16 protein-coding genes are annotated in these 14,086 nt (G+C 59.9%); 8 read left to right on the top strand and 8 right to left on the bottom strand.

Going from position 1 to position 14,086, the window contains the following annotated elements:
- Nucleotides 1–446: 446 nt before the first annotated feature.
- The 4 genes from MTX36_RS26825 to MTX36_RS26810 form a co-directional block, all read right to left on the bottom strand.
- A complete protein-coding gene (locus MTX36_RS26825) occupies nucleotides 447–665 on the bottom strand; it encodes a hypothetical protein (protein WP_243622710.1) in 219 nt (72 codons plus the stop codon).
- Nucleotides 666–716: 51 nt separating this feature from the next.
- Complete coding sequence (locus MTX36_RS26820; RefSeq protein ID WP_243622709.1) at nucleotides 717–1,274, bottom strand: hypothetical protein; 558 nt, start codon at nucleotides 1,272–1,274, stop codon at nucleotides 717–719.
- A gap of 96 nt (nucleotides 1,275–1,370) precedes the next feature.
- Nucleotides 1,371–2,972 (bottom strand): exonuclease domain-containing protein, encoded by a 1,602-nt coding sequence (locus MTX36_RS26815; RefSeq protein WP_243622708.1) that lies wholly within the window; start codon nucleotides 2,970–2,972, stop codon nucleotides 1,371–1,373.
- Between the two features lie 644 nt (nucleotides 2,973–3,616).
- On the bottom strand, nucleotides 3,617–3,835 hold the full coding sequence (locus MTX36_RS26810) for a hypothetical protein (RefSeq protein ID WP_243622707.1): 219 nt from the start codon (nucleotides 3,833–3,835) through the stop codon (nucleotides 3,617–3,619).
- 76 nt (nucleotides 3,836–3,911) lie between these two features.
- Here MTX36_RS26810 and MTX36_RS26805 point away from each other — a divergent pair, with 76 nt between their 5' ends.
- The 7 genes from MTX36_RS26805 to MTX36_RS26775 all read left to right on the top strand — a co-directional run bounded on the left by MTX36_RS26805 (nucleotide 3,912) and on the right by MTX36_RS26775 (nucleotide 8,561).
- Nucleotides 3,912–4,304 (top strand): hypothetical protein, encoded by a 393-nt coding sequence (locus MTX36_RS26805; protein ID WP_243622706.1) that lies wholly within the window; start codon nucleotides 3,912–3,914, stop codon nucleotides 4,302–4,304.
- Nucleotides 4,305–4,563: 259 nt separating this feature from the next.
- The gene (locus tag MTX36_RS26800; protein WP_243622705.1) at nucleotides 4,564–5,463 is read left to right on the top strand and encodes an AAA family ATPase; all 900 of its coding nucleotides are present in this window, start codon (nucleotides 4,564–4,566) and stop codon (nucleotides 5,461–5,463) included.
- Nucleotides 5,450–5,932: a hypothetical protein gene (locus tag MTX36_RS26795; RefSeq protein ID WP_243622704.1), complete on the top strand. Its 483-nt coding sequence runs from the start codon at nucleotides 5,450–5,452 to the stop codon at nucleotides 5,930–5,932. Before MTX36_RS26800 ends, MTX36_RS26795 begins: the two co-directional genes overlap by 14 nt.
- Entirely contained in the window at nucleotides 5,932–6,438 is a 507-nt protein-coding gene (locus MTX36_RS26790; RefSeq protein WP_243622703.1) for a hypothetical protein, read from the top strand. Before MTX36_RS26795 ends, MTX36_RS26790 begins: the two co-directional genes overlap by 1 nt.
- A 22-nt stretch (nucleotides 6,439–6,460) precedes the next feature.
- Nucleotides 6,461–7,315 carry a CBASS oligonucleotide cyclase gene (locus tag MTX36_RS26785; RefSeq protein ID WP_243622702.1) on the top strand — a complete coding sequence of 285 codons (855 nt, stop codon included), beginning with the start codon at nucleotides 6,461–6,463 and terminating at the stop codon, nucleotides 7,313–7,315.
- A complete protein-coding gene (locus tag MTX36_RS26780; RefSeq protein WP_243622701.1) occupies nucleotides 7,276–8,220 on the top strand; it encodes an S-4TM family putative pore-forming effector in 945 nt (314 codons plus the stop codon). Before MTX36_RS26785 ends, MTX36_RS26780 begins: the two co-directional genes overlap by 40 nt.
- A 140-nt stretch (nucleotides 8,221–8,360) precedes the next feature.
- Nucleotides 8,361–8,561, top strand: coding sequence for a hypothetical protein (locus MTX36_RS26775; RefSeq protein WP_243622700.1), 201 nt, complete (start codon nucleotides 8,361–8,363; stop codon nucleotides 8,559–8,561).
- A 56-nt stretch (nucleotides 8,562–8,617) separates the two neighbouring features.
- On the opposite strand, the gene MTX36_RS26770 is transcribed toward MTX36_RS26775, so the two are convergent.
- Nucleotides 8,618–10,035, bottom strand: a protein-coding gene (locus tag MTX36_RS26770; protein WP_243622699.1) for an IS3 family transposase whose coding sequence is annotated in 2 segments (ribosomal slippage) — nucleotides 8,618–9,655 and nucleotides 9,658–10,035 — 1,416 coding nt in all. Because the reading frame shifts where the segments join, the coding sequence is not laid out codon by codon here.
- Between the two features lie 218 nt (nucleotides 10,036–10,253).
- On the opposite strand from MTX36_RS26770, the gene MTX36_RS26765 reads away from it, so the two are divergent.
- Entirely contained in the window at nucleotides 10,254–10,931 is a 678-nt protein-coding gene (locus MTX36_RS26765; RefSeq protein WP_243622698.1) for a hypothetical protein, read from the top strand.
- A gap of 157 nt (nucleotides 10,932–11,088) precedes the next feature.
- On the opposite strand, the gene MTX36_RS26760 is transcribed toward MTX36_RS26765, so the two are convergent.
- The 3 genes from MTX36_RS26760 to MTX36_RS26750 form a co-directional block, all read right to left on the bottom strand.
- Nucleotides 11,089–11,283, bottom strand: coding sequence for a hypothetical protein (locus MTX36_RS26760; protein WP_243622697.1), 195 nt, complete (start codon nucleotides 11,281–11,283; stop codon nucleotides 11,089–11,091).
- Between the two features lie 28 nt (nucleotides 11,284–11,311).
- Nucleotides 11,312–12,409 (bottom strand): IS110 family transposase, encoded by a 1,098-nt coding sequence (locus tag MTX36_RS26755; protein ID WP_243622696.1) that lies wholly within the window; start codon nucleotides 12,407–12,409, stop codon nucleotides 11,312–11,314.
- 134 nt (nucleotides 12,410–12,543) lie between these two features.
- On the bottom strand, nucleotides 12,544–13,764 hold the full coding sequence (locus MTX36_RS26750; RefSeq protein WP_243622695.1) for an IS110 family transposase: 1,221 nt from the start codon (nucleotides 13,762–13,764) through the stop codon (nucleotides 12,544–12,546).
- Between the last annotated feature and the right edge of the window lie 322 nt (nucleotides 13,765–14,086).

Raw genomic sequence — 14,086 nt, 5'->3', positions numbered from 1 at the left:
GTAGATGAACTACCCGATTTATGCGTCAAGGCCGTTCTTGATTTCAGGGACGATGCGACTGCTATCAGAGGTGCAGCTGCTACGACACAGCTTCGAAAAGAGACTGCACTAATCGTGACAGCCTGCAAGACTTTTCTTCGCGCAGCGGGTAGAGACGGGGTTGACTTCGAGAGGGACACTCCGCGCTTCGCGGTCCATTTGTCGAGTTTTCGGAGCGCTGTCACGTTTGCGTGCGAGCATCTTGCAGATGAGTACCGCGTAGATCTGCCGTAGACCGCGCAGCCAGTTTCTTAAAGCTGATCCGTGGCCGGGTGCGCGAGATCCAGCAGCTTCCGTGTGCACACCACGGTGCAGCAATACGTCTATGTCGGCTGCTCGATCAGGGAATGGTCGCATGCAGATCAGATCGCTTCCGACATCGAATCCCGCGTTATGATCAATGATCGCTACGTCGCCGACGGCAGCTGCCACCTCGGCCATTCGCTCTGCGAACGTCGGTTCCACACTCCATCCGTGGCAGCGATGCCATGAGTCGGCACATTCGCGTAGTCGAAGCTCGACAGCACTTCGGCGGTTGACAACGCCACGAACCTGAGAACCGAGAACTCCACGACACCATCACGGACGACGGTCACACCGATCTCGCAGATGCTGCCAGCGTGCACGGTTCGCGGGTTCGGCGTTGATCGCTGCAAATGTGGGCGGTGTGGCAGTAGTCAGAGCAGGACCATCGGCAGCGGTCGAGGATTCGGGACAACAGGTTCGATGAGGAAAGGCCGTGCCAGGCGCTGCTTCTCGATCTGCGCCCACGCCTGGGCCAAGACGTTCAACCCCCGAGCCAGCGGGAACGCGTCTCCGGTTTGCTCGATGATTTTCTCGGTGCGGGGGACCGTAGCGGCAATTTCTTTCGGATGCGGGATTTCCGGCCACGTCGGGGACACCAGAGTCTTGCGTGTCGCCGCATGAGAGTTGAAGCGGGCCTGCAACGCATCACGTTCAGCAATGACGGCGTCGACGGTGGCGTCGATATCGACTGTTCCTGCCGTGGTGATGTTTTCGCGGTCGAGGATGTCGGTGCCATTACACAGGACGACATGCCGGCCCCGGATCAGGTTGACGATGGTGTCGGTGTTGTCAGGTTCAAGTACCCAACCGCCGGAGAGGCGTGGCATACCGATGTCCGGTCCGACGTCGATGTGCCAGATACAAATTTTCCCGGAGGATTCCTCGATCACCGCGACTGGAAGTAGATATGTGTGTGGTGCGGTGGTCACAAGAACTCCTACGAGAGGGTATCGGGCAGTGGCGCACTCACTCTAGGCGAGCGGCGCCACTGCCAATCCCACAATGCTCGGTCTCCGATACAACTGTTAGTCGCGGGGTTTACAGGTCGAGCAGCCGAATGAAATATCGCCGAGGCGCTCAGCGCTAATCCGTCCGCATCGACGGCAGCGTACGTGGTGCGGGTCGTCGGGCAGCGACGGCGCCGTAAGCGGTCCGAGGTACTCGTACCCGTGTTCTTCCGCAACGGACTTGGCCTTTTCGTACGGAACAGGTTCCACCTTGGCCCATGCGCCCTGCATTTCCCGGGACTGCGCCGCCCACCCTCGCCAGAAGCAGGCACGGCACGTCGGTTCCCCGTAGGTGTTTTTGTCGAGGGTGTACTCGAACCGATAGTGCGCTTGGATGGTGCAGGTCAGGCATTCGGTCAGTTGCCAGTCGTCGGGGTGAGTGAACGATTCCAACGGCGAAAGTCCGCCGCGGCGTTGTTGCTCGATGATGTGCTGCTCGCACCAGGTCGGTTTCGTCCGTGTCTTGAATGCCGCGGTGTTGGTGCAGTTGTCGATGGAGCATGTCTGGGTGGTCGGGACGGGTGTTCGCCGCAACGCCCTGGGCGGCTTCGGCGGCTTTGGTTGCTGCGGCGGTTGGGGTTTCGGGCGTAGAGCCATCGGAACCATGCGGAGGCGGCTGGGTACAGGCGCCGGTGCAACGGACTCGTCGACGCCCTCGTGCGAGAGCAAAATTTCGGGTTCGTCGAGGGGTTTCCCACCCAGGCAGCGAAGGAAATCGTCTTCCGTCATCACTTCGATGTCTTGGCCTTTTTCTTGCAGTTCGAACGCTTTCCGAGCCTTACCGGTGATGTTCGATCCCGGCTGAAGGACAGCGGGGTTGATGTCGCCGACGACGAGTACGTTGGTCCGCTTCGTCGTCGACTCGTTGGTGACGGCACCGACGCGTGCGCACTCTTCCCACGCGATCTGCCGAGTCATCGACATCAACGCTCCGGTGAACACCACCACACGTCCGTAGAGATACCCGTCGGGATCGGCATTCGGATTGAGGTCGGGCTGAACGAGCGGGAAACCACCTGCGCTGGGGGAGACCGCGACGCTGCCTTTGTATAAGGCGCTGGCCATTCGGCCGATACTGACACCGACCGACGTGGCGAGCGCGTCAAGATCCGACACACCCTGCGCGGCAGCGAGTCCGCGAACGACATCGACAACGGCGCGGGCGTCGGCAAGCGCATCATGGTGATCCACGATTACCCCTCCGAGCGCCTCGAGGACGTACGGCAGACGGTAGGTTGGTAGCGACAGCGCGCGCCGCGCAAGCACCATCGTGCACAGAAACCGCAGCTCCGGCCATTCGATTTTGTCGACGGCGCACGCGTAGCGGATGACGCCGATGTCGAATCCGGCGTTGTGCGCGACCACGACGTCGCTGCCGATGAAGTCGACGATGGCCGGTAGTACGTCTTTCCATCGGGGTGCGGTCGCCACCATTGCTGGTGTGATGCCGTGCAGTGCGATGTTGAAGTGGTCGAAATGGTCGACCTGCGCGGGCGGGCGTATCAGCCAGCGGCGTTCCTCGACCGGGATTCCGTCGCGAACGCGGACTAGGCCGACCGAGCATGGCGAGCCGCGGTAGGAATTCGCTGTCTCGAAGTCGATGGCGGTGTAGTTGAGCATTGGGCGTCCTACTTTTTCGGTCGGGCCGCATATCCGGAAGGGGGTCGGCGCGTCTGGGCCTTCATAGTTCTGCCGCAAGATTCGTGAGTTCGACTCGCTGAATGGGTCTTTGGTGTGTCGGAGTTGGCTGGTTCTCGGTGACCATGCATTCCGGCCATTCACTGCGGCGTAGTTGACGAAGGAAAGGGCACTAGCCGATGGGTGAACCAGGAGGGATCATGTCACGGCCGTCTACAGTCGATTCGGCCGCACGATACATTAAACCTTCCGCCATCCTTCGCCGTAGAAACGAGTGCCTAAGTGTCGATGCCACCTGATGATGGAAATCGCGACGTTACTCAGCACGGTAAGCGAACGGCGCGTGACATAGCGAAGGCGACTGTGAAGGTTCTGGTGATCTTGGTCGGATTCGTTTCGCTAGTTCTGGCAATCGTCTTCATCTTCAACCCCGTATATGCATCAGCTATCTTCTTTGCGGCAGTGGCGTTTCTGTGTCTCTACTTTGCACTCGTTTCACCGTCCCGGCGCAGGAAGAAGCTGGAGTCGGGGGTGCAGGCCGACAAGCGACGACCCATTCGATGGGTCGTAGGAGCCGCTGCATCGGTTGCAGTCTTCGCCTTTGCTTCGAGCGTTGATGAGCGGAATCATCCTGAGTGGCAGGAGCGTCGCGATGCTGAAGCATCTCGTGCAGCTGATGAAGCGGTGCTGACCGAGATGACTACTTCAGCTGCGACGTTTTCTACTTCGACCACTGTGTCTTCTTCGCCTGTCACGACGACGAGTTCATCCGCAACCGCAACCGCAACCGCGGCCGCAACTGCAACTTCGGCAAGAAGTCTCTCGACGACAGCAACCCCGACCATCGAACTCGTCCCCAACGTGAGCATCCACGGCCGGGACGTAACGGTGACGGGTCGATTGGCAGTTCCCGATGGCGCAGTGATCTTCGTCGGTCTCGCACGTTCGACGTTCCTCGGCCAGGATCCTGACGAAGGGTTTTACACCGTTTCCTACGGCGAGGGAGTGGTGAAAGATTCCGCCTACTCCCTCGTGCTCAGAGACGATCAAAAGAAGGCGCAAGATTTTGCTGACTCGTACAACTACGGTGAATCGCCAGCGAACCGCATGAAGATCACAGACAAGATCCAGGTATCGGTTGCGTTTTCGCCACGAAACGAACGACAACCCGCAGGGGTGGTTTCAGCAGTTGGTGGAGATAAGGGCACAAAACTGGAGGCGAGTCCTCAGGCTAAGAAGATCGGCGGTTTGACGAACGACCCGTATTGGACGCTCGGAGTCGACACTGAGCACAACTTGCCATTCTCGCCGTAACTTTTCGGCGCCCAGCATTTGAGCCCTTCGGATTTCTGCTGGCAATCAACATGAAACTGAAATACGGCAACCCCGAATCCGAAATACGTGGTTGATCCGTACGCGAAACGCAGACGAGCGGCAGCTAATGCAGGCTACAGAGGATTTAGCGACCGATGCTGTCGGTAGCGAATGCCATGATCAATATTCGACTTGAACTATTGCAGCGGGAAATTCCATTGTCGTCGCCTTCGGGACGCGCTGCGGAGACTGGAGGTACATGATGAATGTCGCTGAGTGCGTGGTCCGCAATGAGGTAGTGCCCTTGCCTCGATACGAGGGACTGTGGGATTCGATTGTGGTGGATCGATCCGTGAAGGATCGGCTCCTGCGCGCTGCGCTGTTGAGTATTGAGTTGCGGGCCACGTTGCCGTTCCACGTCACTGCGCTTCATGGGCTGGCGGTGTTGATGGGCCCGCCCGGGACAGGAAAGTCCACTCTCGCCCGCGGTCTTGCCCAGCAGATCGCCGCAGTGGCGGCCACCAAGCGGGCACGCCTTATCGAGGTGAATCCGCACGGTCTGATGAGTGCGGAGCACGGGCAGAGCCAGCAGCGGGTCACGAAGCTGCTGACGGACACTATCCCGACGTTGGCTGAAGACGGGTTGCCCACGATCGTCCTCTTGGACGAGGTGGAGTCCATGGCTGTGGCGCGCAGCGCGGCTTCGTTGTCGGCGAACCCCGCTGATGTGCACCGGGCAACGGACGCAGTCTTGACTGCGCTAGATGAGAACGCATCGCGGTTTCCGCACCTGTTCACCGTTGCGACAACAAATTTCACCTCCGCGCTTGATACCGCGTTTCTCTCCAGGGCGGACATCACGGTGCCGATGCCCTTGCCTGGAGAGGAAGCGATCGGTGCCATCCTCGGAGACACATTGCGGGGCTTCGGGGCAATATACCCGGCCTTGGCGACTCTGGCGGAGAACCCGCAACTACGAAAGGTCGCGGTCCGCTTGGCCGGTCGAGATGGGCGGGCCGTGCGCAAGCTCGTGACCGACGCGATGCTATGCCGCCTCGATGTCACACTCGATCCGAACCAGTTGAGGATCGCGGACATTCTCACAGCGGCCGACGCGGCGGTCCTTAACGAGTTGGAGGTAGACCATGCAACGAACTAGGTTGATTGCCGGCTCGCCGGTCCGGACGGCCTCCGACGCATGGACGGTTGTCGTCCAGTTGCTGTCGGACACCCTCGAGCGCAGTAATGCCGTCTCTCCCGGTTCGGTCGCGGCCGCCCTCACGGATGTTCGCGGGATTGGTTCGGCTCTTACCGCCGCTGGCCACCTGGACGAGACTCCACTGGTTCTCGTTGACGAGGGTCTGTACGTATCAATCCGGATTGTGCGCGGCGACAACGCTTTCACTCTTGAAGAAATTCTCGATCCCATTCCCGGAGGAGTAACCGCTACCGACGATTGGGTGTTGCACATGACTGCCCCGGACCATCTCGCCGAGCACCTCAGCTCAGCCGCTGCGGGAAGCGACCACATCTCTACCGCAGCGGCGCCGGCCTATCAGGAGAAGGCGCATGAGGCAATGTCATTGAGTATTGATCATGACGCGCTTCGCAGGATCGGAGGTAACTGATGAGCACCTCGACCTCCACAACCACCTACACCCGAACCCATACGGCCACACATATGTCGGACGCGATCATGTCCTCGATCGCCGACATTCTTGCGAGCCTGGGGATCGATTCCACCCGTCTCTACAACGAATGGGATCAGGATGCGGCAGCGATCGCCGCGTGGATCACCGAAGGCTCCCTTGCGTCGGTATCCGTAGAATGCCACCGCCCCTCCGGGGCTGTCGACCCCATCTTCAAATTCCCTATCTCCTACACCGCCGGCGGATTCGGCGACCGCAAGTTCACCGTCGACAACGCCTCCATTCTGAAGTACGTCGCAAAGCTGAAAACTGTGCCAACCGACACCACATTCAAACTCTTTTGTGCGTTCAACGGGCCCCGAACCCCCCAGCCCGGCTGGAGCCCCGGAATCAGCGCATCCACAGCCAACCTCCGGTCACGATCGATCGGAACACTGGCTACTGCCCCCGACGCGACCGCCGCGGCGCGCGTCTACATGAGCTGACCCGAAGGAACAGATAACAGATATGGGACTGGTCGACGCAGCGTTCGCCGGATTGAAAAGCAACCTCGAAATCACTACAGGAGAGCAGCAACTCGCACAAAGCCGCCACAAGATCGTCCGGGATCATGTCCGCGGACAATGGGCATTGGCCGATGACTTCCTCACCGGAAGCTACGACCGTCACACCAAGACAAAGAAACTCAAGGACGTCGACATCTTCGTCGTCATTGACCCCGACGGACCCCAAGCGCATCTCGCCGACGGCACTGGAACGACCGCAGTGACCGCACTCGTCGATGTGCTGTCCACCCGCTGGTCGGATGTCACCGGAGACGACACCGTCGCCCTGATCTCCTATGCTGGCGAAGATGTCACCTCATACGAGGTTGCACCTGCATTCGCCACCGAAACCGGCTTTCGCATACCGAACGGCGTGGAGTGGATGGAAACCAACCCACACGAGCACGCTCGCATGGTCACTGAAAAGAATACCGCCTGCCAAGACAAATTTGTCCCGCTCGTGAAGATGCTCAAGGCGATCAATCGTGAAGCAGGTGAACCCCTCAATCCATCGTTCCTGATCGAGGTCATGGCTCTCGATCTCGTTGAGCCCGACCTCGCGCGATACCAAGACGAGATCAGGTTCTTCCTCGCCTCTGCCGCCGACCAGATCACCGACAACTGGCCTGATCCCGCAAAACTCGGAGGCGACGTCAACGCTGCCATGACGATCTCGGAGCGCATCGACCTACAAGGCACCATTCGGCGGTGGCTCGCCACCGCCGAGGAAGCGATCCTTCTGGAGTCAGAAGGTCAAGAGAGAGCCGCAATTGAGCTGTGGCGAAGCCTGTTCGGCAGCCGGATGCCGCGCCCATGAACGCCGCGTCGATGCAGAGCATCAATGATCAGCAGAACGATCTTGATCACATTCGCTTACTCCAAGCCGCGGACGTTGAACATGCGAGGGCGCAACGCGTCGAATCGCTCCGTTGGGCAGTCGCGTTGGGTCTAAGCGTGTTGGGGCTCGCTGCCATCCTCATCCCTGAATTGAGGATGGCAGCCACAGTCGGTGGAATCGTCGCTGCGGGCGTGACCGAAGCAGTATGGCCACGGTTAACCAAGAAGCTCACCCAACGTGCCGTTCTCATCCAAGAGAAGTTCGACACCTCCTTGTTTCGTCTTGATTGGAATCGAGATCTCGGCAGCCCAGTTCCTTTGGTACACATAGCGAATGCCGCGGGGAGGTATCGTAAGAACGAGGACAAGAAAAATTGGTATCTCGATGTACGCGGTATCCCGTCCCCCATCGCCGAGACCCTCTGCCAACGCGAGAATCTGATTTGGGACGCCGATCAACGTGAAGAATGGGCGTGGAGGCTCGTCTCAGGACTCACCTTGTGGTTCGTTGTCGGCATGGGTATTTCATTCGCTGCGGAGTGGTACGTATGGCAGCTATGTGCGTGGTTTATCGCACCTACGTTGCCCGTCGCCACACTCGTTTTCCGCAGCCTGTTGCAACAACGGTCAGTGGCTCGGACAAAGATCGCACTCCGCGAACGTATCGACGAGGCCCTTCACGGACTCACTCCTGACAATGTCACCGAGCAAAAGCTCGACGACCTCCGAGGAGCACTACGGCCACGTCAGGACAAAATCTTCCACTCTCGCCTCGACTCCGCACGAGTTCCAGAGCGCTTCTACAATCACGTGCGAGCCCGCTATGAGATCAATCATGAGGTGGAGGCGGACCATTTCAGAAGTATCTGGGTCCAAGTCCCATGACCCCGTCAGGTGGCCCGCCTGACTCGCACCGAGGCTTCCGGCCGCGACGTCTGTTGATAATCGAGTTCTTAACGTATACAACGAAATTCAGAGCATCGTGAGTTGAACGAAGCGCGCCGTGGGAGTCGACCGAAAAATCAGTGACCTGCCGCGAGCAGGTCAAGCGGATAGCCGCCGATATCGAGGCGTGTAGCGGGCGAATGCTCGTCGACATCGAAATGTTTGTGCTCGGCGACGAGCTGCCGCTGGATGTGTGGTGTGAGCGGGTGAGAAAGCTACTGGACGAAGATTCGATACTGAGCCAGTTGTCGATGGTTGTAGCTTCGGCAGTGGCGACGTGAGTGAATCAGTGCTTCCGGCGTTCGGAACTTGTCAAGGCGGTTGAGTCCAGTAGGTGTCAAGCCGCTGCGGTTTCGGAGTTCTTTGCGGCCTCGGATTCGTCGGCTGGTCGGTTGATCCAGACGCTGTCGGGGAGGTCGAGGATCTTCGGTGCAACTGTGGTGCCGAAACGGTGTGGATGTTGCTCGCGGGCCGCGGCGAGGACACTTCTTCGGTCAGCGGCCTTGCCGGCCGCGAGTCCGAAGTGAACATCGGCGGGAGTATGCAGGCCGATCCCGGTATGCCGATGCTCGTGGTTGTACCAGTTAGTGAAGCTGTCCATGAATTCCCTTGCTGCAAATAGTGATCCGAAACGCTCAGGAAACGCCGGCCCGTACTTCAACGTCTTGAACAACGACTCGGAGAATGGATTATCGTTCGATACTCGCGGACGTGAGTGCGAGCGTGTCACTTCGAGATCCGCGAGGAGTGCTGCGACGGTCTTGCTGGTCATCGATGTTCCGCGGTCGGCGTGGACCACGTTCGGAATGCCATGCACCGCGAAGATATGTTCCATCAATTCTCTTGCCAGCACACCGGATTCGTGCGTGTGAACATGAACACCAACGATGTAGCGGGAGTAGATGTCGATCATCACGTACGCATCGAAGTACTGACCTTTCACCGGACCGGCGAGCTTGGTGATGTCCCACGAGTACACCTGCCTGGCCGCAGTCGCGACCAGTTCCGGACACGTCTTCGCCGGGTGCCGCGCGAGCCGTCTACGCTCGGCGACCTGCGCATTCTCGCGCAGGACTCGGTACATCGTGGACACCGAACACAGGTACGTACCCTCGTCGAGGAGTTGGGCGAACACCTCCAATGGCGCCTGGTCGACGAACCGCTCGCAGTTGAGGACATCGAGGACACGGCGGCGTTCGAGGTCGCTGAGTTTGTTGACCGGTGCGCAGTGGGTCACCGCCGGCGGTGTAGGCAGGCGTGCTGCGTTGCGGCGTCTGGTTGCTGTCGAGCGGACGAGACCGGTCAGCGTGCTCGCCGCCCGGGTACCGACACCGGCAGCGGTGAGTTCGGACCAGGCGGCGGTCATCGTTTGTTGTTCGTCTCGCCCGAATCCGCTCCCTCGGAGAGACTTTCCAAGAGAGCGTGTGCTTTTCCCATAATGTCCAGAGCGGCTTCGGTGGTGGTCAGTCGCTTGTTCGCCCGGGCAAGTTCGCGGGTCAGTCTCGCGATCTCGGCTTGTTCGGAGGTCAGTTTGCCGACCTTTTCGCCAGGTTTCTTGCCTTGGAGTACTCCGGCGTCGCGTTGCTTGCGCCATTCGCTGATCAGCGACGAGTACAAACCTTCCCGTCGCAGGTACGCGCCGCCGCCGCCGTGTTCGCAGGCGTGTTCGTACGCCGTGAGGTGCGCGATCTTGTCCGCGGTGGTGAAGCTGCGGCGCCGGCGTGGTCCGTCGGCTCTGGGATGTGCTGGATCCATCGGTTCATTGTGGTCTGTGATCGCTGGAGCGGTCGCGGTGGTCATGTTCGGTGGGTCCGTATCTCGCCCTGCATCAGGTGGGGTTGCTGTGAATCGGTGGACTCAACTCACCCTGGCACGCAGGGGTTGACCGCCACTGCCCTGTAGCGAAATACCTGCTTCACGCTCCTATCGCGCTCGAATCCGAGTGGCGATCAAACTCCATGAAGGGAACCCCTATGTCTATGCCCTCTGACCCGCACGGATTCAATCCGTCTCACCCACCTGGATACCCACAGCCGCAGTTCCAGGCGCCAACGCCGAAGCCTGAAATGAAGAAGCCCAAGAAGTGGCCCTGGATAACCGGCGGATTAGTCACCCTGCTCGTCATCGCAGGCATCCTTGTTGGTGGAGATCGGGACGAATCGAAGTCCACCAGCTCCGCTGCGACAACCACCGCTCTGCGGTCACCCGTGTCTGATGCCTCGACTCCGGGGGGAGCTAGGACAAAAGCGCAGACCCAACAATTCCCACTGGGGGAAACCCAGACAACTGTTGATGGCGCGGAGGTAACACCGTTGACGTTGGAGAACCCGACTGATCGTGTTCCGGACTCGGCTTTCTCACGTAGTAATGAGCCGGGCGCCTGGACTGTTCTTGATGCTGAACTTTGTGCGGGCGCTAGGCAGATCAGCAAGACTGGATACGGGTTCACTCTTGTTGACGCTGCAAATCGTGAGTACAAGTCGTACGACTCGTCGAGTCAGCCATTCAAGCCGACGATCAGTGGCGGCAAACTGGCACCAGGAGAGTGCGCCCGTGGATATGTGAATTTCCAGTTGCCTGCAGGCGTTGAGATAGCCGCTGTTCGGTGGGAGTATCCAGGAGACGGAGGCCCAATGCGCTGGGCGAAGTAGCGGATCGGACCAAAGAAGATTGAGTCCAGTCAGTGCACTCATTCGGCTGACTGGACCCGCCAGTATCTGTCAAGTCATTCGTGAAGGGGTGGGTGTCTGTCAAGCTGGTTTCTGCTGTCTTCGAGCAGTTTTGGGCAGCACCAAACAAGGGCTGCGGTCAAGACGGAGCGCCCGCAGCGCAGCTAGGACGTACGGTCTTGACGTCGGTCCAGGTCGGTGCAGACTTGCCGGTAGTCGAAGACAAATCACGATGTGTGGTTGTGGGGGTGCGCTTCTCCAGGTTGATGCGAGAGGTGTCGGCAAGGCCGGTAATCCGGCTGCCGGTCATTCCTTCGCCCAGCGCGTTGGGCATGGAGTGGTACGACGAGCGCTATGCGGGGTCAATCAAGTGAGCGACCACGCCGAGATGGGGGCCAGACTTGACGACGACCACGCGCATACCGCGTCCGGACAGCCCACGCCGCATCCTTGGCCAACGCACGGATCTCGCCGTCCCGCAGGCCGTAATAGACGAGGGTGAGCAGTTTTCGAGCCGCGGCGATCTTCGCGATGCTCTTGCCGCGGCGGGCCTCGATCCGCATCCGATCGGCGGCGATCTTGGCGGTGGTCTTACGTTGGATCGCCTCCACCGTGGCCCAGCGGACGAGTTTGCTGCCTTGTTTGGTGATATGCCCGCGGTGCACCACCGTGTCGGACTCGTAGTGCCGTGGTGTCAATCCGGCCCATGAGCACAACCGTTCCGGGCCGGCGAACCTGCTGACGTCACCGATTTCGGCAACAAAGATCGCTGCCAGAATCGGCCCGACCCCGGGCAACGCCTGGATCGCCCGATAGCCGTCGTGCTCGCGCAACTGCTCGGAAATCCGGCCGGTGAACACGGCTTCCTCGGCGTCGAGTACATCGATCAGGTGCAGCAACGACGCCACGCGCTGCGCGTACGGACCTGCCAGCGGGGTTTTCTGCAATTGTTCGCGCCCCTCGACGCCGAACAGGTCCGACGCGGCAATCAACAGCCCGGCCTTGCCGAGCATGGCGTGCACTTGGGCCTTGAACCCAGAACGGATCGCCACCAACTTCGCGCGGTAGCGCACCAATTCCCGCAGCTCCCGCACCGATGGTGGGGCGATCCACGCCTGAGGTAGGCGGTGCATTCGCAGCAGGTCAGCCAAATCGCTGGCGGCGCGGACGTCGTTTTTCACCCGCCGGTAACGGAATCCTTTGACACCCAACGGATGTGCCAGATGCACGGTGGCACCGGTTGCCTTTAGTGCATCGACGGCCCAGTACCATCCGTACGTGGCTTCGAGCACCACCTCGGGGTTCGGGCCGGCCTTTTCGAGTTGTAGACCCAACGCGACCGGATCGTTGACGATCCGTACCGCGGAGAGTCGCTCGCCGGTGTCGGTCTGGCAGACGATGACCGACCGTTTCCGGTGCAGATCGATCCCGACGAACTGTTTTCCGTCGTACTCACACATGAACTCCTCCTAACGTCGTGTTGGACGTGACACCCCAGCATCCGCCGGGAACCTACGAGGAATGAGGGCCCGCGCCTTCATCACATCAAGTGAGACAGTGGCGTTCAGTTGATCTGCGATTCGGTGTGATGCTCCTATGGTGTCAAATCGGTGTTTCGGAGCCATGTTTCGTAGGTGGTGAGGAAGGTAGCGTCGTGGACCCGTCCGTTTTCCGCGAGTGAAATTTTGGCGATGCTGACGCCTAGGGCTGCGGCCGCCTGGACTTGGATGAGTCCGCGTTCTTGGCGGAGCGGTCGAAGCTTTCGGTGATCGACAACGGGGATGGGGTTGGTGATGAGTGCGAAGACTTCTCGAGCGATCGCGCGTTTGAGGCAGCGGAGGATTTCCTTGGTTCCCTTGCCTTCCTGCTGCTTACGTTGAATGTAGTCGCGGGTTCGTTGGTCGTAGGTCATTCGAGTGAGGGCGATTTGATGGAGGGCGGAGTTTGCGTGCCGGTCGCCACCGCGGTTGAGTCGGTGACGAGTGGTCTTGCCGCTGGAAGCCGGAATAGGGCTTGTCCCGCAGAGTGCTGCGAAAGACGCTTCCGACTTCAGTCGATCGGTGTTTCCACCGGCGGTGATCAATAGTTGTGCGGCGGTGACGGTTCCAATGCCTTTCGTCTGCGCCAGCCCCGGGTTGATCTGAAGCACCAGCTGCTCGAGCTCGGCCTCCAGTACGTCGATTTCCGCGGTGAGGTGCTGGTACCGGCGTGCCAGAGATTTCAACGACGACATGATTGTGCGGGTGAGGATGTTCTCTTCCGATGCCGGCCTCGTGCGGGCCAAGGCGGGGAACAATGCCGTGTCGGCGGTACTTCGGTACCGGGCCCGAATCTGCTCGGGTGCGGTGACCAGCAGACTTTTGATCTGAACGCGAGTGGCAGTGCGTGCTTTGACCGCACTGCGACGCGCTGCGTGGATGTAGCGGGCGGCCTCGACGAGACCGTCGAGTTGTTTCGGTTCCGGATGATCGTCGGTGGCCAAAGCCGCTGATGCGGCTGCGTAGGCGTCGACCTGATCGGTTTTTCCTTGCATGCGCCGCACTTGCCGATTCGGACGGATCACCTCGACGACACGGACTCCGGAATCCTTCAGATGCTGGGTGATCCCAGCGCCGTACGAGTGGGTGCCTTCAACTCCGACCCGTCGGACAAGGCCGAACGCGGCGATGTAAGCGGCGATCGCCTTGTAGCCTTTCAAGGTTGTCGGGAATCCCGCGTCTCCTAGCCTGTGACCGGTGGTATCGATCACGGCGACATGGTGGGTGTCGGCATGGGTGTCGATCCCGGCGATGACTTCCAGCTCGATCGTTGTCATGATGGAAAGTGCCTTCCTGTTACCAAACGAGGGCTCGCCGGTCAGGAAGGGCAGACAAGACGTTGATGGGGCTTCTACCCAAGCTCCTATACGGTCATGCCAGCCCTGGCCGGTTCGCGGAACCATGCCCGGGTGGACAGATCAGATCCAAGGCAACGAGGCCAGTTAACGACAGGGTCACACCCGGGAACAGGGTGAATCGCACCGGCGAGTCCGGAGACTTACTGATTTGAGAACTCCGCAATTCGCGTAGTTCTGTGTTCACCGTAGTAGAACTCCTCGAGTTCAGCCGGAGGAACATCGCCGCAATGCTCGTAAAGCC

The sequence above is a fragment of the Rhodococcus sp. ARC_M6 genome, from assembly GCF_022810305.1.
Lineage (GTDB): Bacteria > Actinomycetota > Actinomycetes > Mycobacteriales > Mycobacteriaceae > Rhodococcus_F.
This window is presented reverse-complemented; position numbering and strand designations above follow the sequence as displayed.

Excerpts from the sequence above, each read along its gene's own strand:
- MTX36_RS26815 (WP_243622708.1), bottom strand. The coding sequence starts at position 2,972 with ATGCTCAACTACACCGCCATCGACTTCGAGACAGCGAATTCCTACCGC.
- MTX36_RS26810 (WP_243622707.1), bottom strand. The coding sequence starts at position 3,835 with ATGGTCGGGGTTGCTGTCGTCGAGAGACTTCTTGCCGAAGTTGCAGTT.
- MTX36_RS26800 (WP_243622705.1), top strand. The coding sequence starts at position 4,564 with ATGATGAATGTCGCTGAGTGCGTGGTCCGCAATGAGGTAGTGCCCTTG.
- MTX36_RS26795 (WP_243622704.1), top strand. The coding sequence starts at position 5,450 with ATGCAACGAACTAGGTTGATTGCCGGCTCGCCGGTCCGGACGGCCTCC.
- MTX36_RS26790 (WP_243622703.1), top strand. The coding sequence starts at position 5,932 with ATGAGCACCTCGACCTCCACAACCACCTACACCCGAACCCATACGGCC.
- MTX36_RS26785 (WP_243622702.1), top strand. The coding sequence starts at position 6,461 with ATGGGACTGGTCGACGCAGCGTTCGCCGGATTGAAAAGCAACCTCGAA.
- MTX36_RS26765 (WP_243622698.1), top strand. The coding sequence starts at position 10,254 with ATGTCTATGCCCTCTGACCCGCACGGATTCAATCCGTCTCACCCACCT.
- MTX36_RS26760 (WP_243622697.1), bottom strand. The coding sequence starts at position 11,283 with ATGCCCAACGCGCTGGGCGAAGGAATGACCGGCAGCCGGATTACCGGC.
- MTX36_RS26755 (WP_243622696.1), bottom strand. The coding sequence starts at position 12,409 with ATGTGTGAGTACGACGGAAAACAGTTCGTCGGGATCGATCTGCACCGG.
- MTX36_RS26750 (WP_243622695.1), bottom strand. The coding sequence starts at position 13,764 with ATGACAACGATCGAGCTGGAAGTCATCGCCGGGATCGACACCCATGCC.